Source organism: Barrientosiimonas humi (assembly GCF_006716095.1).
In the GTDB taxonomy this organism is placed as follows: Bacteria; Actinomycetota; Actinomycetes; order Actinomycetales; family Dermatophilaceae; genus Barrientosiimonas; species Barrientosiimonas humi.
The window spans coordinates 2,580,876-2,599,050 of record NZ_VFOK01000001.1 but is presented as its reverse complement, the minus strand read 5'-3'; the positions used below and the strand labels follow the sequence as shown (position 1 = coordinate 2,599,050).

Sequence of the window (18,175 nt, the reverse complement as noted above, 5' to 3'; positions counted from 1 at the left end):
GATCGCATGACCGGCCGCCGCACCCCCGCCATCGAGGTGCGCGTGCCCGCCAAGGTCAACCTCGAGCTGCGCGTCGGGCCCGTGCGCGACGACGGCTTCCACGCCCTCTCGACCGTCTACCACGCGGTCGACATCGTCGACGACGTCACGGTCCGTCGGGCCGACGACTGGGGGATCGAGGTCACCGGCCCCTACGCCGACCGGGTGCCGGCCGACGACACCAACCTGGCCTACCGCGCCGCGCGGCTGCTCGCGTCCGACCGCGGCGTCGACGACCCGGTGCACATCGAGATCGCCAAGACCATCCCCGTCGCCGGCGGCATGGCCGGCGGCTCGGCCGACGCCGCGGCCACCCTCGTCGGCTGCGACGCGCTGTGGGGGCTCGACACCCCCCGCCCCGACCTCGAGCGGCTCGCCGCCCGTCTCGGCAGCGACGTGCCGTTCCTGCTCACCGGCGGCACCGCGCTCGGCTCCGGCCGCGGCGAGCAGGTCGTGCCGGTGCTCACCCAGGGCACCTTCCACTGGGTCTTCGCGCTGCACCACGGGGGCCTGTCGACCAAGGACGTCTACGCCGAGCTCGACCGGCTCCGCGCCGACGAGCCGGTCGCCGACCCCGAGCCGGGGCAGGACGTCATGGCCGCGCTGCGCGCGGGCGACGTCGAGCAGCTGGCGAGCGCGCTGCACAACGACCTCGAGGACGCGGCGTGCTCGCTCGAGCCGCACCTGCGTACGACCATGGCCACCGGCCTCGAGCAGGGCGCCCTGGCCGCGATCGTCAGTGGCTCCGGCCCCACCGTCGCGTTCCTCGCGCGCGACAACACCGCGGCCCTGGACCTGATGGTCGGGCTGTCCGCCGAGGCCGTCGCCGACGAGGTCGTGCACGGCCGCGGCCCGGTCGGCGGCGCCCACGTCACCAGCGACCCGGGGTTGCGCAGCACCCGATGAGCAACCTCGTCTCGGCCGAGCGGCTCTCGCTGATGCTCGGCACCCGGCACATCCTCGACTCCGTCTCGCTCGGGGTCAGCGCCGGCGACCGCATCGGCGTCGTCGGCCGCAACGGCGGCGGCAAGTCGACCCTGCTGCGTCTGATCGCGGGCGACGGCGAGCCCGACTCCGGCCGGCTCACCCGCACCGGTGGCCTCACCGTCGGCATGCTCAGCCAGGCCGACTCCCTCGACCCCGGCGCCACCATCGGCGACTCGGTGCTGCGCGGCCGCGCCGAGCACGAGTGGGCCGGCGACGCCCGCATCCGCGACGTCATGCACGGCCTGCTCGGCGACCTCGAGATGAGCGCGCTCGGCGGCCACGGCACGGACGTACGCTCGTTGTCCGGCGGCGAGCGACGCCGAATCGCGTTGGCGCGCCTGCTGATCGACGACCCCGACCTGTTGCTCCTCGACGAGCCGACCAACCACCTCGACGTCGAGGGGGTGCAGTGGCTGGCCGACTTCCTGGTCCGCCGCCGCACCCGCCCCGAGCACGCGCTCGTCGTCGTCACGCACGACCGGTGGTTCCTCGACGCGGTCGCGACGCTGACCTGGGAGGTCGTCGACGGCCGGGTCGAGTCCTACGAGGGCGGCTACGCGGCGTACGTCCTCGCCAAGGCCGAGCGCGCCCGCCTCGAGGCGGCTGCCGAGGAGCGGCGCAACAACCTGATGCGCAAGGAGCTGGCCTGGCTGCGGCGCGGCCCGCCCGCGCGCACCAGCAAGCCCAAGTTCCGCATCGACGCGGCCAACGCGCTGATCCAGGGCGAGCCGCCGGCGCGCGACGAGGTGGCGCTCGCGAGCTTCGCGACCAGCCGGCTCGGCAAGGACGTCGTCGACCTGCTCGACGCGACCGTCACCGTCGGCGACCGCACGATCCTGGACAAGCAGACCTGGCGGCTCGCGCCGGGGGAGCGCACCGGCATCGTCGGGGTCAACGGCGCCGGCAAGTCGACGCTGCTGCGCGCGGTGAGCGGTGACGTGCCGCTGCAGGCCGGGAAGCGCAAGGTCGGCCGCACGGTGCAGCTGGGCTTCCTCACCCAGGAGGTGCGCGAGCTGGCCGAGGTCGCCGGCATGACGGTGATCGACGCGATCACCGACGTGCGCGCCTACACCACGCTCGACGGCAAGGAGGTCAGCGCCAGCCAGCTGGCCAAGCGCCTGGGCTTCAGCGGGCCGCGCCAGCAGACGCGGGTGGCGTCGCTGTCCGGCGGCGAGCAGCGCCGGCTGCAGCTGCTGCGCATCCTGATGACCGAGCCCAACGTGCTGCTGCTGGACGAGCCGACCAACGACCTCGACATCGAGACCCTGACGTCGATGGAGGACGTGCTCGACGGCTGGGCCGGCACGCTGCTGGTGGTCTCGCACGACCGATACCTGCTGGAGCGGATGTGCGACCGGCAGGTGGCGCTGCTGGGCGACGGGCGCATCCGCGAGCTGCCCGGTGGTGTGGAGCAATATCTCCAGCTGCGCCACGACCAACAGCAGCGAACCTCGAGAACCGCTGCAGCGCAAGGCAGTTCGGCGACAGGCTCCTCAGCGGGCGGCTCATCGGGTGCGGCGTCGGGCTCGTCGGGCGGCTCGTCGGGCGCCGGGTCGGGCGGGCTGAGCGCGGCCGAGGAGCGCCAGGCCCGCAAGGACCTCGCGCGCGCCGAGCGCACCCTCAACCGGCTGCACGAGCGGGAGCAGAAGCTGCACGACCAGCTGGTCGAGGCGGCCAGCGACCACGCCCGCGCCGCCGAGCTCGACCGCGAGCTGCGCGGGGTGCAGGAGGAGCAGGAGGCGGCCGAGCTCGCCTGGCTCGAGGCCGCCGAGAAGCTCGGCTGACGAGGGCCGCGGCGCGTGGCCCCCGCGCCGCGCGCGCCCGGGAGCGCGCGCGGGCTCAACCGCGCTCGAGCGCCTCGAGCACCCAGTCGCACCACGCGACCATGCCCTCGGCGCCGAGCACGCCCATGCGCAGCGCCGCGGCGTTGCCGAACTCGGGGTCGCCGACGGCCGGTGAGCCGAGCTCGGCGTCCTCGTGGGCGTAGTCCGCGAGCAGCTCGACGTGGCGCCGGCGCACCTGCTGGACCATCGCGCGGGCGGCGTCGGGGTCGGCCAGCCACAGCGAGTACGCCTGCACGGCCAGGCGACTGCGCGTGGGCCGGTCGGGTGGCGGGGTCGTGACGAAGGCGTGCAGCGCGCGTCGCCCGGCGCTGGTGATCGACCACCTGCGCGACTGCCGCGGGCCGGCGCCGTCGACGTCGCGGCCGCGGATCAGCCCGTCCTGCTCCAGCCGCGTCAGCTCGCCGTAGATCTGGCTGTGCTGGGCGCTCCAGAAGTAGCCGACCGGGCGGTGCATCTGCCGGGTCAGGTCATACCCCGTGCCCGGGCCGCGCGCGAGCAGGCCGAGCAGGGCCCCACCCAGGTCACTGACCGGCAACGGTTCCGCGGAAGGCACGGCACGACCGTAGTCGATATGTCAGAGTCGACATATGAGGGGACGTCAGGGGTGGTGGGTCGGTGCAGTCGCGGTGCTGCTGGCGGCGTGCGGCGGCGGGGGTCAGGAGGCCTCGTCGCCCACGTCCGGCAGCGCCGCGAGCCCGTCGGTGGCCACGAGCTCGTCGGGGGCGGCAGGCTCGTCGTCGTCGGCGAGCGAGTCGTCCGCGAGCAACCCGATCGTCGAGCGCTGCGGGCTCCCCGACGCGCCGGCGACGCCGCTGATCTTCCCCGGCCCCTCGGGCAGCTCGCTGATCGGAGCCCAGACCGGCAGCGGAGATCGGGTCGCGCTGCTGCTGCACCAGACCAACGGCGACGGGCTGTGCGGCTTCTGGCCGTTCATGGCGGCCGCCGCGAAGGAGGGGGTGCGGCTCGTCGCGTTCGACCTGTGCGGTTACGGCGGGTCGCAGTGCGCGCCCGGCTCCGAGGCCGCCCGCGACCCGGTGGCCCAGGTGCGGGCCGTCGTCGACCGGTTGCGCCAGGAGGGCGCGCGCAGCATCACCCTCGTCGGCGCGTCGATGGGCGGCACGATCGCGATCGGGTCCGCCGCAGAGGTCAAGGCCGACCGGGTGGTCGACCTGTCCGGACCCACGAGCTGGAACGGCGTGCCCGACACGGCAAAAGCGTTGCGGGAGCTGCGGATTCCCGTGCTTGTCGTCGCCTCGCCCGGCGACACCGACACCGACCCGGCCGCCCTCCAGCGGGCGGTGGCGGCCTCGCCGAGCCGGCAGAAGGCGTACGTCCGGGGCCCGGTCGGCATGCACGGCGTCACCCTGCTCAAGGACATCGCTCCCGAGGATCCCGTGACGCCGATCGGCAAGCAGGTGCTGGCGTTCGTGAAGGACGGGAGCCTCCCGCGCGGTTGAACTAGATAGGTGGTCTATGTAAAGGTGGAGGGCGAGCCCTCGCTCGTCCGTCACACCTGAAAGGACCGCATCCTCGTGCTGCGCCAACCCAAGACCGTCTGGGCGGTCGCGTTCGCCTGTGTCATCGCCTTCATGGGCATCGGCCTGGTCGACCCCATCCTCAAGCCGATCGCCGACGAGCTCGGGGCGGGCCCCTCGGAGGTCTCGCTGCTGTTCACCAGCTACATGGCGGTCATGGGTCTGGCGATGCTCGTCACGGGCTGGGTCTCCAGCCGGATCGGCGCCAAGCGCACGCTGCTCACCGGCCTGGTGATCATCATCGTCGGCGCGGGGCTCGCCGGCACCATGGACTCCGTCGGCGGCGTCGTCGCCTTCCGCGCCGTGTGGGGCCTCGGCAACGCGCTGTTCGTCGCGACCGCGCTGGCCGCCATCGTCGGCGCCGCCCAGGGCTCGGTCGGCCAGGCGATCATCCTCTACGAGGCCGCGCTCGGCATCGGCATCGCGACCGGCCCACTGCTCGGCGGTGCGCTCGGCGAGCTCTCCTGGCGCTTCCCGTTCTTCGGCGTCAGTGCCCTGATGGTCATCGCCCTGGTCGCCACCGCGATCGCGCTGCCGGCCACCCCGCCGACCGGGCACAAGACCCCGATCTCGGCGCCGCTGCGTGCGCTCGGCCACCGCGGCCTGCTCACCGTCGGCCTGACCGCGCTGTTCTACAACTTCGGCTTCTTCACGCTGCTCGCCTTCACCCCGTTCCCGCTCGACCTGGGCGCCCGCGAGGTGGGGTACGTCTTCTTCGGCTGGGGCATCCTGCTCGCCTTCACCTCGGTGGTCGTCGCGCCGCGCCTGCAGCGCCGCATCGGCACCCTGCCCGGCATCCTCATCGCGCTGGTCGGCTTCGCGATCGTGCTGGCCGTCATGGGGGCGTTCACCGACAGCAAGGCGGTGCTCATCGCCTGCACCGTCGTCGCCGGCGGCTTCCTCGGCATCAACAACACCCTGATCACCGAGGCCGTCATGAAGGTGGCCCCGGTCGAGCGCGGGGTGGCCTCCGCGGCGTACAGCTTCGTGCGGTTCGCCGGCGGTGCGGTCGCGCCGTGGCTCGCCGGCCGGCTGGGGGAGCGCTCGTTCGACCTGCCCTACTGGGTCGGCGCAGGGGCGGTCGTCGTCGCGATCCTGGTCCTGCTCTCCGGTCGCAGCATCGTGGCCGCCGTCGACGCGCTGCCCGAGCACGGCGCCGACCCGGTCGACTCGCCCGCCGAGGCCCAGGCGCTCACCGCCGCCGACGCCTGAGCGTCGCCCGCAGTCCCCGTCCCCAACCCCCGATATCGGCCCTTCTGACGCTCGCCGGCCCATGGCGTACGTCAGTGCGGCCGATGTCGGGGGTTGTTGCGTCTCGGGGGTCGCGGGCGTACGTCAGTGCGGCCGATGTCGGGGGTTGTGGCGTACGCCCTTCTCGCCTACTCGCCCTCCACCGCGGCCAGGAGCCGGCGCAGCAGGTCGGCGGTGCGGGCCCGGTCGCGCTGGGGCAGCGCCTCGAGCAGCTCGTGCTCGCGCTGCAGCAGGTCGGCGAAGGCGGCGTCGACGACGCTGCGCCCCTCGCGACTGAGCCGCACGAGCACGCCGCGCCGGTCGGCGGTGTCCCGCCGGCGCACGACGAAGCCGCGCTTCTCCAGCCGGTCGACCCGGTTGGTCATCGTGCCGCTGGTCACCAGGGTCTGCTGCACCAGCGCGCCGGGGGACAGCTCGTAGGGCTTGCCGGCCCTGCGCAGCGCCGCCAGCACGTCGAACTCCCAGCTCTCCAGGCCGTGCTCGGCGAACGCCCCGGCCCGCGCCCGGTCGAGCTGTCGCGCGAGGCGCGACACGCGGGAGAGCACCTGCAGCGGCGCGACGTCCAGGTCGGTGCGCTCGCGCTGCCAGGCCTCGACGATGGCGTCGACCTCGTCCGGCTTCGGGGTGGCCATGCGCGCCAGTCTAGATCCGTCAAGTTTCTTGACGTCAAGACACGTGGCTGGCGTGATATATCTTGACGTCAAGATAGATCCGACGACGGGAGAGCGCCGTGCCGAGCTGGGACCCGCAGCAGTACGAACGATTCGCCGACCACCGCACCCGCCCGTTCTTCGACCTGCTGGCCCGGGTCGGCGCCGACCGGCCGGCCCGCGTGGTCGACCTCGGCTGCGGCAACGGGCCGCTGACCCTGGCGCTGGCCGACCGCTGGCCCGGCGCGGCGGTCACCGGCGTCGACTCCTCGGCCCAGATGCTCGAGCGCGCCCGCAACCTCGACGACCGCGACCGGGTGACCTGGCAGCTGCAGGACGTCACCGAGTGGCAGGTCGGCGAGGCCGGCGCGCCCGACGTGGTCGTCAGCAACGCGACGCTGCAGTGGGTGCCCGAGCACCGCGAGCTGATCCCCGAGTGGCTGACCGGCCTCGCGCCCGGCGGCTGGTTCGCGATGCAGGTGCCCGGCAACTTCGACGCCCCCTCGCACCGCATCATCCGCGAGGTCGCGGCCGCCCAGCCCGACGGCGAACGGCTGCTCGCGAGCTACCGGATGACCAGCCCGGTCGACGAACCGACCGACTATGCCGACCTGCTCGCCGCCCACTGCCCGTACGTCGACGTCTGGGAGACGACGTACGTCCAGCTGCTCGACCCGCCGGGTGAGCAGGAGGCGCCGGTGCTGGAGTGGGTCAAGGGCACCGCCCTGCGGCCGCTGCTCGACCAGCTCGACCCCGAGGGGCAGGAGCGGTTGCTGGCCGACCTGCGGGAGGCGCTGGGCCGGGCCTACCCGCGGCGTTCGTACGGCGTGCCCTTCCCGTTCCGGCGTATCTTCGCGGTGGGCCGAGTGGCAGGAGAGGCGAGATGAGCGTTGTCGGACTGCACCACGTGCAGGTGGCGTGCCCCGCGGGCAGCGAGGAGCGGCTGCGGGAGTTCTACTCCGGGGTGCTCGGGATGCACGAGGTCGAGAAGCCCCCGGCCCTCGCCGGGCGCGGCGGCTGCTGGTTCCGCGCCGGCGACGCCGAGATCCACTGCGGCGTCGAGGACGACTTCCGCCCCGCGCGCAAGGCGCACCCGTGCCTGCTGGTCGACGACATCGCCGAGGTGGCCGAGCGGGTCGCGACCGTCGGCGGCGAGGTGCGCTGGGACGAGCAGATCCCGGGCGTGCGCCGGTTCCACACCGACGACCCGGTCGGCAACCGGATCGAGCTGCAGCAGGCCTGAGCCTGCTCGACCGAGGCTTCGCGCCCGACCCAGGCTCCGCCCGGCCGAGCCTCAGCTCGGCGAGATGGTCTCCTCGGGCTTGACCGAGTCCAGCCGCAGCTCGGGCCGGCCCTCCAGACCCTTCATGCCGTTCCAGGCGAAGTTGGTCATGTGCGCGGCCAGCTCCTCCTTGGTGAGGGCGTTCTCGTGCTCCAGCCACCAGTCGCCGGTGTAGGCGATCATCCCGACGAGCATCTGGGAGTAGATCGGCGCGAACTTCGGGTCGATGCCCGCCTCCTCGAACCCGCCGGCCAGCACCGCCTCGACGCGGTCACCGATGTCGGCGAGCAGGCTGCCGAGCCGCCCGGTGCCGTGCCAGTGCGGCGAGTCGTGCGACATCACCCGGAAGCCGTCGGGCTGCTCCTCGACGTACGTCAGCACCGCCAGCGCGGCCCGGGCCAGCAGCGGGCGACCGGCCTCGCCGGACTGCAGCGCGCTCGCGATCGTGTCGACGAGGGTCTGCATCTCGCGGTCGACGACGACGGCGTACAGACCTTCCTTGCCGCCGAAGTGCTCGTAGACGACCGGCTTGGTCACCCCCGCCACCGAGGCGATCTCTTCGACGGTCGCGTTGCCGACGCCCTTGTCGGCAAAGACCTTCCGGCCCACGCGCAGCAGCTGCTCGCGCCGCTGGGCCCCGGTCATTCTCGGCTTCGGTGTCTGGCTCACCGGGCCATTCTGGCCCTGTCCTACCCTGGTACGGGCTCACGGGCCGAAACTGCCCGATCCGCCCGTTCCCCGGTTGCTCTGCTGGTAGGGGCCGCCTGACTTTGAATCAGGATTAGCGACGAAGGTTCGATTCCTTCCCGGGGAGCATCACGCGCCCAGCCCGTGCCGCACCACCCGGCGACGCAGCGTGGGGGAGGCGACGACGGCGTACCCCGCCTCCACGAAGACGTGCAGCAGACCGACCGACGCCTCGTCCCAGATCACCGTCTTGCCCGGCGGTGGGTCCATCGGATAGCCCTCGAGCACCCGGGCGCCGACCTGCTGGCCGTACTCCACGGTGGCGGCGGCCAGCTCGTACGTCAGCCCGGACCGGCGATGGCCCCTCGCCACGACGAAGCAGGTGACCGACCAGACGCCCTCCATCTCGGGGTCCATCCGCATCCACGGCTGCCGGCGGCTCCAGATCCGGGGGTAGTTCTCCCGCGGCTCGACGGCGACCCACCCGGCCGCCTCGCCGTCGACGTAACCCACGAGCCCGGAGGTCGGCCCGTCGGTGCCGCACGCGGTCTGCTCCAGCAGCGCCGCCTCGCGCTCCTCCTGGGTGCTGTCGCGCCAGATCCAGCCCGGCACCTTCAGGGCCTGGCAGCGGCACCTGCGGGCGCCGCCCGCGCCGAAGATCGCCTCGACGTCGTCGGTGGACGCCTCGTTGGCCGGGCGCCACGTGAACTCGGGCATGTGCGCGCTCCCCTCCCGACCCGGTGCGGCTCGGCCCGACCAGGCTCCCACGCGCGGGCGCGCACCCCAGGTGGAACGGGGCACCTTCGACCGACCGGTAGCCTGTGCCCGACCCACCGCCCCAACCCCCTGGGAGCATCCCCACCGTGAGCACTGTGCGCCCTGCTGCCGTCATCGTCCTGGCCGCCGGCGACGGCACCCGGATGAAGTCAGACCTCAACAAGATGCTGCACACCATCGGCGGTCACCCGCTGGTGGGGCACGCGATGCGGGCGGCCGACGCCACCGGCGCCGAGCACCTCGTCGGGGTGGTCCGCGCCCAGCGCGACGCGGTCGCCGAGGCCATCGCCGTCGCGGCCGAGCGCGCCGCCATCGCCGACCAGGACGACGTCAAGGGCACCGGCCGCGCGGCCGAGTGCGGACTCGAGCTGCTCCCGGGCGACCTGCAGGGGACGGTGCTGGTGACGTACGGCGACACCCCGCTGCTGACCGCCGCGACGCTGCTCCAGCTGACCGCCGAGCACGAGGCCGCCGGCAACGCCGTCACCGTGCTCACCGCGGAGGTCATCGACGCGACCGGTTACGGCCGGGTGCTGCGCGCCCCCGACGGCAGCCTCGCCGAGATCATCGAGCACAAGGACGCCCTGGCTGCCCGCGAGAGCGGTGACGAGGTGCGCGGCCGCGCGCTGGAGATCAACGAGATCAACTCGGGCATCTACGCCTTCGACGTGTCCGTGCTGCGCGCGAGCCTGGCGCAGGTCACCAGCGAGAACGCCCAGGGCGAGAAGTACCTCACCGACGTGCCCGCCATCGCCCGCGCCGCCGGCGGCAAGGTCGCCGCGCACCTGGTCGACGACCCGTGGGAGATCGAGGGCGTCAACGACAAGGTGCAGCTGGCCCGGCTCGGGCGCGAGCTCAACCGCCGTACGCTCGAGCGGCTCATGCGCGAGAACGGCGCCATCGTGGTCGACCCGGCCACCACCTGGGTCGACACCGACGTGAGCATCGGCCGCGACACCGTGGTCCACCCCGACACCCAGCTGCTCGGCGCCACGACCATCGGCGCCGGCTGCGAGATCGGCCCCAGCACCACGCTGAAGGACACCGAGGTGCAGGACGGCGCGAGCGTCGTGCGCACCCACGGCGAGCTGGCGCTGGTCGGTCCGGGCGCGACCGTGGGGCCGTGGGCCTACCTGCGCCCCGGCACCGAGCTCGGCGGCAAGGGCAAGATCGGCACGTTCGTCGAGACCAAGAACGCCCGCATCGGCGAGGGCTCGAAGGTGCCGCACCTGTCCTACATCGGCGACGCGACCATCGGCCGCGGCTCCAACATCGGCGCCGCGAGCGTCACGGTGAACTACGACGGCGTCAACAAGCACCAGACGACGATCGGCGACAACGTGCGCATGGGCAGCGACAACATGTACGTCGCGCCCGTCACCGTGGGCGACGGCGCCGGTTCCGGGGCCGGCGCGGTCATCCGCAAGGACGTCCCGCCGGGGGCGCTGGCGATCTCGGTCGCGCCGCAGCGCAACATCGAGCGCTGGGCGCTCGACAAGCGTCCGGGAACCGCGCAGGCCGAGGCGGCCGAAGCCGCTCTGGCGCAACAGGATCCGAGCGAGACTGACGAAGGCGGACGCGCATGAACATCTCGATGACGCGCACCACCGAGAAGAACCTCATGGTCTTCTCCGGCCGCGCCCACCCCGAGCTCGCCGAGCAGGTGGCGGCCGAGCTCGGCACCCAGCTGGTGCCGACCGAGGCGCGGGCGTTCGCCAACTCCGAGATCTACGTGCGGTTCGAGGAGTCGGTGCGCGGCTGCGACGCGTTCGTCATCCAGAGCCATACGGCGCCGATCAACGAGTGGATCATGGAGCACCTGATCATGGTCGACGCGCTCAAGCGCGCCTCGGCCAAGCGGATCACGGTGGTCATGCCGTTCTACGGCTACGCCCGGCAGGACAAGAAGCACCGCGGCCGCGAGCCCATCTCGGCCCGCCTGGTCGCCGACCTGTTCAAGACCGCCGGCGCCGACCGGCTGATGGCCGTCGACCTGCACACCGACCAGATCCAGGGCTTCTTCGACGGCCCCGTCGACCACCTCATGGCGCTGCCGATCCTCGCCGACTACGTGCGCGAGAAGTACGGCGACGAAGACCTCGTGGTCGTCTCGCCCGACGCCGGGCGCATCAAGGTCGCCGAGCAGTGGGCCGCCCGCCTCGGCGGCGCGCCGCTGGCGTTCATCCACAAGACCCGCGACATCGACCGGCCCAACGAGAGCCGCGCCAACCGCGTGGTCGGCCAGGTCGAGGGCCGCACCTGCATCCTGGTCGACGACATGATCGACTCCGGCGGCACCATCACCCACGCGGCCGAGGCGCTGATGCGCGACGGCGCCTCGTCGGTGGTCATCGCCGCGACCCACCCGATCCTGTCCGACCCCGCGACCCAGCGGCTGCGCGACTCGGTGGCCCGCGAGGTCGTCGTCATGGACACCCTGCCGATCTCGCAGGACAAGCACTTCGACAAGCTGACCGTGCTGCCCATCGCGCCGCTGCTGTCGACCGCGATCCGCGAGGTCTTCGAGGACGGCTCGGTCACCTCGCTGTTCGGCGGGCGCGCCTGAGGCGACCGGTCCGGTCAGGGTCGGCCCTGGCCGGCCGGTCTGCTCCCGGCCCCGGGCGGCCGGCGCGATTTGGGGGCGCGCCGCGCGAGGTCGTACGATCATCGGCGTTGCCTCGGCGAGGGACGCCCCACGAGCGTCCGTGATCGACGCGGTGGTCTTGCAGATGTTGTGCTCACGACGTCCGCCGGGCGTCCGTGCGTGATCCGACCCGCGTGACGCGTCCCGCGTCGAGGCCGCCGCCCCCGAGGCCGGTTCGATCCGATCAACCGGCCACCCATCCGATTGATCCAGGAGCCGACCGACATGGCCCAGACCGAGAACCGCCTCGAGGCGGAGACCCGCACCGAGTTCGGCAAGGGTGCCGCCCGCCGCATCCGCCGCGCCGACAAGATCCCCGCCGTCCTCTACGGCCACGGCGAGGCCCCCGTCCACGTGAGCCTGCCCGGCCACGCGACGATGCTCGCGCTGAAGAACGTCAACGCCCTGCTCACCATCGTCCTGGAGGGCAAGGAGCAGCTGGCCCTGGCCAAGGACGTCCAGCGCGACCCGATCAAGCCGTTCATCGAGCACGTCGACCTGGTCATCGTGCGCCGCGGCGAGAAGGTCACCGTCGACGTGCCGGTGCACATCGAGGGCGAGGCCGCTCCCGAGACCGTCGTCACGCTCGAGAACGCCTCGCTGCAGGTCGAGGCCGAGGCCACGAACATCCCCGAGCTGTTCACCGTCCACGTCGACGACCTCGAGGCCGGCTCGCAGATCCTCGCCAAGGAGGTCGAGCTGCCCGCGGGCACCACGCTGCTCGCCGACGAGGAGCTGCTGATCGTCAACATCACCCAGCAGATCTCCGAGGAGGCCCTGGAGGCCGAGCTCGCCGAGGCCGAGGCCGAGGCCGGCATCGAGCACGAGGAGTCCGACGAGGAGGCCGCCGAGCGCGAGGAGGCCGAGGGCGAGGAGTCCGAGCGCGAGGGCGACTCCGACGGCGAGGAGTCCGACTCCGACGAGGGCTGACCCTCTCCAGCAGGACGTACGTGAGGCGCACCGGCGACTGGCCGGTGCGCCTCACGCGCGTCATCCCCGGATCCGGCACCTGAGCCCGATATCGGGGGTTGTGACGTACGAGATCGCGATTCCCCTGCAGCGGAGGCCGATATCGGGGGTTGTGACGTCCGAGATCGCGATTCCCCTGCGACGGAGGCCGATATCGGGGGTTGTGACGTACGACCTCGCGCGGCGCACCTCGCCGCACCGGGCATACTGGCTCGCCGTGAGCGAACCCGTGGCGAGTGGCAGCGACACCTGGCTGGTCGTGGGGCTGGGCAACCCGGGTCCGCGCTACGCCGGCAACCGGCACAACGTCGGCGCGATGGCGATCGAGCAGCTCGCGGCCGACGCCGGCACCCCGCTGCGTCAGCACAAGGCCCGCGCGCACGCCGCCGAGCTGCGCATCGGCACCCTCGCCGGCGGCCGGCCCGGTCCGCGCGCGGTGGTCGCGGTGCCGATGACGTACATGAACGAGTCGGGCGGCCCGGTGTCGGCGCTGATGAAGTTCTTCAAGGTCACGCCCGAGCGGCTCGTGGTCGTGCACGACGAGCTCGACATCGACTTCGGCGCGCTGCGCCTCAAGCGCGGCGGGGGAGAGGGCGGGCACAACGGGCTGCGCTCGATCAGCAAGTCGATCGGCACCAAGGACTACCTGCGCGTGCGCGTCGGCATCGGCCGGCCGCCGGGCCGGATGGACCCGGCCGACTACGTGCTCAAGGACTTCTCCGCCGCCGAGCGCAAGGAGCTCGAGTTCGTGCTGCCCGACACGGTCGACGCGGTAGAGCGGGTCGTGCACGACGGGCTCACCGCGGCGCAGAACGTCGTCCACGCCCGATGACCGCCCGGCCCCCCGCGCAGACCCCGGGCGAGGCCGCGGGCGAGGTCGCGGGCGGGGCCGCGGGTGAGGTGCCCGGTGAGGTGCGGCTGCCCGGCGGCAACGTGGGCGGTGCGTGGAAGGTGGGTCAGACCGTGCGCCGCACCACCGGGCCGTGGACGCCCGCCGTGCACGCGCTGCTGGCGCACCTCGAGGGGCTGCGCTGCGTGCCGCGGGTGCACGGGTTCGACGAGCAGGGGCGCGAGGTGCTCGACTTCCTGCCCGGGCGCATCGTCGACGTCGAGACCGAGCTGCTCACCGACGCCCAGCTGGTGTCGGTGGCCCGCTGGACGCGCGAGCTGCACGAGGCGGTGGCCGGGTTCAGCCACCCCGGGCCGTGGCGGTTCTTCGGCGCGGACAGCCCGATCCTGGTGGGGCACAACGACATCGCGCCCTACAACATCTGCTTCGACGGCGACGAGCTGGCCGGGGTCTTCGACTGGGACCTCGCCGGCCCGACGACGCCGCGGCTCGAGCTGGGGTGGCTGGCCTGGCAGGCCGCCCCGCTCGTACGCCGGCTGCCCGACGAGTGGACGGTGCGCCGGCTGGGGGTGCTGGCGAGGGCGTACGGCGGGGAGGGGGTCGACGCCGAGGCGCTGCTCGACGCGACCGTCGACCGCGTCGAGCTCGCGATCCGCGGCGTGCTGGCGGCCGTCGCCGCCGGCGACCCCGGGATGATCGCGCTGCATCGGACGACCGGTGAGCCGGAGCCGATGCGCCGGGCGCTGGCCCGGCTGCGCGAGCGGCTGCCGCAGCTGCGCCGGCTGGCCCGCGCGTAGACTGGGCGCGCAGCACCCACCCCACCCGCTCCGCGTGACCGCCCGTCCCGTGCGCGACGTGGGGCCTTCGTGCTGTCTCGTGCCAGCCCCACCCACCGCTCAAGGAGCCCCGTGAGCCTCCGCCCGCTGCTCGACGTCCTCGCCACCGACCCGGCCGTGCGCCGGGTGCTCGAGCACGTCGGTCGTTCCGCCGTGGTCGACGTCGCCGCGGCGCCGGGCGCCCGCGCGCCGCTCACCACGCTGATCGCCACCGGCGCCGAGCGGCCGGTGCCGGTGCTCGCGGTGACCGCCACCGGGCGCGAGGCGCAGGACCTCGCGGCGGGGCTGCGCACCTTCCTGCCCGCGGGCGCGGTCGCCGAGATGCCCAGCTGGGAGACGCTGCCGCACGAGCGGCTGAGCCCGCGCAGCGACACCGTCGGCCGCCGGCTCGGGGTGCTGCGCCGCCTCGCGCACCCCGTCGAGGGCGACCCCGAGCACGGCCCGCTGCAGGTCGTCGTCGCGTCGGTGCGCGCGCTGATGCAGCCCATCGCCAAGGGCCTCGGCGACCTCGAGCCGGTCGCGCTGCAGGTGGGCGACGAGCGCCCGCTCGAGCAGGTCGTCGAGGCGCTCGCCGCCGCGGCCTACACCCGCACCGACATGGTCGAGCGGCGCGGCGAGTTCGCCGTGCGCGGCGGCATCGTCGACGTCTTCCCGCCCACCGAGGAGCACCCGCTGCGGGTGGAGTTCTTCGGCGACGAGGTCGACGAGGTGCGCCACTTCAAGGTCGCCGACCAGCGCACCATCGCCGCCGACGAGGCCGGCGCCCCCGAGGAGCTCGGGCTGTGGGCGCCGCCGTGCCGCGAGCTGCTGCTCACCGACGACGTACGCCTGCGCGCGGCCGAGCTCGCCGAGCAGCTGCCCGGCGTGGCCGACCTGCTGCACAAGGTCGCCGAGGGCATCGCGGTCGAGGGCATGGAGTCCCTCATGCCCGCGCTGCTCGCCGACGGGATGGAGACGCTGCTCGACGTGCTGCCCGAGGGCACCCACGTGGTGCTGTCCGACCCCGAGCGGGTGCGCACCCGCGCGCACGACCTGGTCGCGACCAGCGAGGAGTTCCTGCAGGCGTCGTGGGCCAACGCCGCCGCCGGCAACGCCGTGCCCGTCGACCTGGAGTCGGTGCTCGGCACCGCGTCCTACTGGGGTCTCGCCGACCTGCGCGAGCACGCGCTGGAGACCGGGCGCCCCTGGTGGTCGCTGTCGTCGTTCGCCAGCGACGAGGACCTCGCCGAGTTCGTCGAGGACTCCCTGCCCGGGGAGCGGGTGACCGTCCCGACCGAGGAGGTGCCGGCGTACAGGGGGAACACGGAGCAGGCCGTCGCAGACCTGCGCTCGTTCGTCGAGGCCGGCCGCCGCGTGCTCGTCGTCACCGAGGGTGCGGGGCTGGGGCAGCGGGTCTCGGAAGTGTTGCGCGACAACGACATTCCCGTGCGCGAGCTCACCGACCTGCAGCCGCGCACGGTCGAGGTCGCGACCGGCTCGTTCGGTCACGGCTTCGCGCTGCCGACCTGCGACCTGGTCGTGCTCACCGAGGCCGACCTCACGGGCGCGGCCGGCGCCACCGGCGGCAGCACCAAGGACATGCGCAAGATGCCCTCGCGCCGGCGCAACGTGGTCGACCCGCTGCAGCTGCGCAAGGGCGACTTCGTGGTGCACGAGCAGCACGGCGTCGGCAAGTTCGTCGAGATGATGCAGCGCACCGTCGCCGGCGCGACCCGCGAGTACCTCGTGGTCGAGTACGCCAGCAGCAAGCGCGGCCAGCCCGGCGACCGGCTGTTCGTGCCGACCGACCAGCTCGACCAGGTCACGCGGTACGTCGGTGGCGAGCTGCCCACGCTCAACAAGCTGGGCGGGTCGGACTGGCAAAAGACCAAGTCGCGCGCCCGCCGGCACGTGCGCCAGATCGCGGGGCAGCTGATCCAGCTGTACTCCGCGCGGATGGCCTCGCCCGGTCACGCGTTCGCGCCGGACACCCCGTGGCAGCGCGAGCTGGAGGACGCCTTCGCCTACATCGAGACGCCCGACCAGCTCTCCAGCATCGACGAGGTCAAGGCCGACATGGAGAAGTCGGTGCCGATGGACCGGCTGATCTGCGGCGACGTGGGTTACGGCAAGACCGAGATCGCGGTGCGCGCGGCGTTCAAGGCGATCCAGGACGGCAAGCAGGTCGCGGTGCTCGTGCCGACGACCCTGCTGGTCAAGCAGCACCAGCAGACCTTCTCCGAGCGCTACGCCGGCTTCCCGGTGACGGTGCGCTCGCTGTCGCGCTTCCAGTCCGACAAGGAGGCGCGCGAGGTCATCGCGGGGCTGGCCGACGGGTCGGTCGACCTGGTGATCGGCACCCACCGGCTGCTGTCGAACGAGATCAGGTTCAAGGACCTCGGCCTGGTCGTGGTCGACGAGGAGCAGCGCTTCGGCGTCGAGCACAAGGAGCAGCTCAAGCAGCTGCGCACGGCCGTCGACGTGCTCGCCATGTCGGCCACGCCGATCCCGCGCACGCTCGAGATGGCGGTCACCGGCATCCGCGAGATGTCTACTCTCGCAACGCCGCCCGAGGAGCGGCACCCGGTCCTGACCTTCGTCGGCGGGTACGACGAGAAGCAGATCACCGCGGCGATCCGGCGTGAGCTGATGCGCGAGGGACAGGTCTTCTTCGTGCACAACAAGGTGCAGTCGATCGAGAAGGCCGCGGCCCGGCTGCGCGAGCTGGTGCCCGAGGCCCGCATCACCACAGCGCACGGGAAGATGAGCGAGCAGCGGCTCGAGGAGGTCGTCGTCGACTTCTGGGAGCGCCGCTCCGACGTGCTGGTCTGCACCACGATCGTCGAGACCGGCCTGGACATCTCCAACGCCAACACCCTCATCGTCGAGCGCTCCGACGTGCTCGGCCTCTCCCAGCTGCACCAGCTGCGGGGACGCGTCGGGCGCGGCCGCGAGCGGGCGTACGCCTATTTCCTGTTCCCGCCCGACAAGCCGCTCACCGAGACCGCGCACGACCGGCTCGAGACGATCGCCAGCCACACCGACCTCGGCGCGGGCATGCAGGTCGCGATGAAGGACCTGGAGATCCGCGGCGCGGGCAACCTGCTCGGCGGTGAGCAGTCCGGCCACATCGCCGGCGTCGGCTTCGACCTGTACGTCCGCATGGTCGGCGAGGCGGTCGCCGACTTCCGCTCCGACGGCACGGCCGAGAAGCCGCCGTCGGAGGTGAAGATCGAGCTGCCGGTCGACGCCCACCTGCCGCACGACTACGTGCCGGGGGAGCGGCTGCGGCTGGAGGCGTACAAGAAGCTCGCGACCGTCGAGGACGAGGCGGCGCTCGCCGCGATCGTGGAGGAGCTGGAGGACCGCTACGGCACGCCTCCGGAGCCGGCCCAGCACCTCATCGAGGTGGCGCGGCTGCGCACGGTGGCCCGCCGCGCCGGCATCAGCGACATCGCGGTGCAGGGCAAGAACGTGCGGTTCTCCCCGGTCGACCTGCGCGAGAGCCAGGCGCTGCGGCTGCAGCGGCTCTACAAGGGGACGGTCATCCGCGAGGCGATGCACCAGATCCTGGTGCCCGCCCCGCGCACCGCCGCCGTCGGCGGCCGCCCGCTGCGCGACACCGAGGTGCTGCAGTGGGCACGCCAGCTGATCGAGCAGGTGCTGCTCGACAGCGCCGCCGCAGCCTGACCCGCCCCCGCCCCCGCCCCGCCCCTCGGACCCCCGCAACTCCGCATGAAACCGGGTTACGTGCATTTGACCCCCATGCATTGAGGTCAAACGCACGTAACCCGGCTTCATGCCCGGGTGGGGGTGGGTCTCGTGGCCGGGTGGGGTCCTGTCCG

At 73.0% G+C, this 18,175-nt stretch carries 16 protein-coding genes and 1 tRNA gene; 13 read left to right on the top strand and 4 right to left on the bottom strand.

Annotated elements, in window-relative coordinates; all coding sequences use genetic code 11:
• Window positions 1-6: 6 nt before the first annotated feature.
• Together FB554_RS12195 and FB554_RS12190 are read left to right on the top strand one after the other, a co-directional pair.
• Complete coding sequence (locus tag FB554_RS12195) at window positions 7-945, top strand: 4-(cytidine 5'-diphospho)-2-C-methyl-D-erythritol kinase (protein ID WP_142006443.1); 939 nt, start codon at window positions 7-9, stop codon at window positions 943-945.
• Entirely contained in the window at window positions 942-2,810 is a 1,869-nt protein-coding gene (locus tag FB554_RS12190; RefSeq protein WP_142006441.1) for an ABC-F family ATP-binding cassette domain-containing protein, read from the top strand. Before FB554_RS12195 ends, FB554_RS12190 begins: the two co-directional genes overlap by 4 nt.
• 55 nt (window positions 2,811-2,865) lie before the next feature.
• Here FB554_RS12190 and FB554_RS12185 read toward each other — a convergent pair whose 3' ends face one another.
• A complete protein-coding gene (locus tag FB554_RS12185; protein WP_142006439.1) occupies window positions 2,866-3,423 on the bottom strand; it encodes a PadR family transcriptional regulator in 558 nt (185 codons plus the stop codon).
• Window positions 3,424-3,457: 34 nt separating this feature from the next.
• Between FB554_RS12185 and FB554_RS12180 the strand changes: the two genes are divergently transcribed.
• On the top strand, window positions 3,458-4,327 hold the full coding sequence (locus FB554_RS12180) for an alpha/beta hydrolase (protein WP_142006437.1): 870 nt from the start codon (window positions 3,458-3,460) through the stop codon (window positions 4,325-4,327).
• 75 nt (window positions 4,328-4,402) lie between these two features.
• Window positions 4,403-5,617: an MFS transporter gene (locus FB554_RS12175; protein WP_142006435.1), complete on the top strand. Its 1,215-nt coding sequence runs from the start codon at window positions 4,403-4,405 to the stop codon at window positions 5,615-5,617.
• Between the two features lie 167 nt (window positions 5,618-5,784).
• On the opposite strand, the gene FB554_RS12170 is transcribed toward FB554_RS12175, so the two are convergent.
• Window positions 5,785-6,288: a MarR family winged helix-turn-helix transcriptional regulator gene (locus FB554_RS12170; RefSeq protein ID WP_142006433.1), complete on the bottom strand. Its 504-nt coding sequence runs from the start codon at window positions 6,286-6,288 to the stop codon at window positions 5,785-5,787.
• A gap of 98 nt (window positions 6,289-6,386) precedes the next feature.
• Between FB554_RS12170 and FB554_RS12165 the strand changes: the two genes are divergently transcribed.
• Window positions 6,387-7,193: a methyltransferase domain-containing protein gene (locus FB554_RS12165; RefSeq protein WP_142006431.1), complete on the top strand. Its 807-nt coding sequence runs from the start codon at window positions 6,387-6,389 to the stop codon at window positions 7,191-7,193.
• Window positions 7,190-7,549 carry a VOC family protein gene (locus tag FB554_RS12160; RefSeq protein WP_142006429.1) on the top strand — a complete coding sequence of 120 codons (360 nt, stop codon included), beginning with the start codon at window positions 7,190-7,192 and terminating at the stop codon, window positions 7,547-7,549. Before FB554_RS12165 ends, FB554_RS12160 begins: the two co-directional genes overlap by 4 nt.
• 51 nt (window positions 7,550-7,600) lie before the next feature.
• Here the strand turns inward: FB554_RS12160 and FB554_RS12155 are convergent, their stop codons facing one another.
• Window positions 7,601-8,257 (bottom strand): TetR/AcrR family transcriptional regulator, encoded by a 657-nt coding sequence (locus tag FB554_RS12155; protein ID WP_338070566.1) that lies wholly within the window; start codon window positions 8,255-8,257, stop codon window positions 7,601-7,603.
• A gap of 66 nt (window positions 8,258-8,323) precedes the next feature.
• Here FB554_RS12155 and FB554_RS12150 point away from each other — a divergent pair.
• Window positions 8,324-8,402: transfer RNA gene (locus FB554_RS12150), tRNA-Gln, on the top strand.
• A 2-nt stretch (window positions 8,403-8,404) separates the two neighbouring features.
• On the opposite strand, the gene FB554_RS12145 is transcribed toward FB554_RS12150, so the two are convergent.
• The gene (locus FB554_RS12145; protein WP_142006427.1) at window positions 8,405-8,992 is read right to left on the bottom strand and encodes a GNAT family N-acetyltransferase; all 588 of its coding nucleotides are present in this window, start codon (window positions 8,990-8,992) and stop codon (window positions 8,405-8,407) included.
• Between the two features lie 146 nt (window positions 8,993-9,138).
• Between FB554_RS12145 and glmU the strand changes: the two genes are divergently transcribed.
• From glmU to mfd, 6 genes are all read left to right on the top strand, one after another.
• On the top strand, window positions 9,139-10,638 hold the full coding sequence (glmU, locus tag FB554_RS12140) for a bifunctional UDP-N-acetylglucosamine diphosphorylase/glucosamine-1-phosphate N-acetyltransferase GlmU (protein WP_142006425.1): 1,500 nt from the start codon (window positions 9,139-9,141) through the stop codon (window positions 10,636-10,638).
• Complete coding sequence (locus FB554_RS12135; protein ID WP_142006423.1) at window positions 10,635-11,618, top strand: ribose-phosphate diphosphokinase; 984 nt, start codon at window positions 10,635-10,637, stop codon at window positions 11,616-11,618. Before glmU ends, FB554_RS12135 begins: the two co-directional genes overlap by 4 nt.
• Window positions 11,619-11,921: 303 nt before the next feature.
• A complete protein-coding gene (locus FB554_RS12130) occupies window positions 11,922-12,626 on the top strand; it encodes a 50S ribosomal protein L25/general stress protein Ctc (protein WP_142006421.1) in 705 nt (234 codons plus the stop codon).
• Between the two features lie 256 nt (window positions 12,627-12,882).
• Window positions 12,883-13,497, top strand: a complete 615-nt coding sequence (gene pth / locus FB554_RS12125; protein WP_236022384.1) for an aminoacyl-tRNA hydrolase — start codon at window positions 12,883-12,885, stop codon at window positions 13,495-13,497.
• Complete coding sequence (locus tag FB554_RS12120; protein ID WP_236022383.1) at window positions 13,494-14,312, top strand: phosphotransferase; 819 nt, start codon at window positions 13,494-13,496, stop codon at window positions 14,310-14,312. Before pth ends, FB554_RS12120 begins: the two co-directional genes overlap by 4 nt.
• Before the next feature lie 111 nt (window positions 14,313-14,423).
• Window positions 14,424-18,020, top strand: a complete 3,597-nt coding sequence (mfd, locus tag FB554_RS12115) for a transcription-repair coupling factor (protein ID WP_142006419.1) — start codon at window positions 14,424-14,426, stop codon at window positions 18,018-18,020.
• Window positions 18,021-18,175 lie beyond the last annotated feature (155 nt).

Excerpts from the sequence above, each read along its gene's own strand:
- FB554_RS12195 (WP_142006443.1), top strand. The coding sequence starts at position 7 with ATGACCGGCCGCCGCACCCCCGCCATCGAGGTGCGCGTGCCCGCCAAG.
- FB554_RS12190 (WP_142006441.1), top strand. The coding sequence starts at position 942 with ATGAGCAACCTCGTCTCGGCCGAGCGGCTCTCGCTGATGCTCGGCACC.
- FB554_RS12180 (WP_142006437.1), top strand. The coding sequence starts at position 3,458 with ATGAGGGGACGTCAGGGGTGGTGGGTCGGTGCAGTCGCGGTGCTGCTG.
- FB554_RS12170 (WP_142006433.1), bottom strand. The coding sequence starts at position 6,288 with ATGGCCACCCCGAAGCCGGACGAGGTCGACGCCATCGTCGAGGCCTGG.
- FB554_RS12160 (WP_142006429.1), top strand. The coding sequence starts at position 7,190 with ATGAGCGTTGTCGGACTGCACCACGTGCAGGTGGCGTGCCCCGCGGGC.
- FB554_RS12145 (WP_142006427.1), bottom strand. The coding sequence starts at position 8,992 with ATGCCCGAGTTCACGTGGCGCCCGGCCAACGAGGCGTCCACCGACGAC.
- FB554_RS12135 (WP_142006423.1), top strand. The coding sequence starts at position 10,635 with ATGAACATCTCGATGACGCGCACCACCGAGAAGAACCTCATGGTCTTC.
- FB554_RS12130 (WP_142006421.1), top strand. The coding sequence starts at position 11,922 with ATGGCCCAGACCGAGAACCGCCTCGAGGCGGAGACCCGCACCGAGTTC.
- FB554_RS12120 (WP_236022383.1), top strand. The coding sequence starts at position 13,494 with ATGACCGCCCGGCCCCCCGCGCAGACCCCGGGCGAGGCCGCGGGCGAG.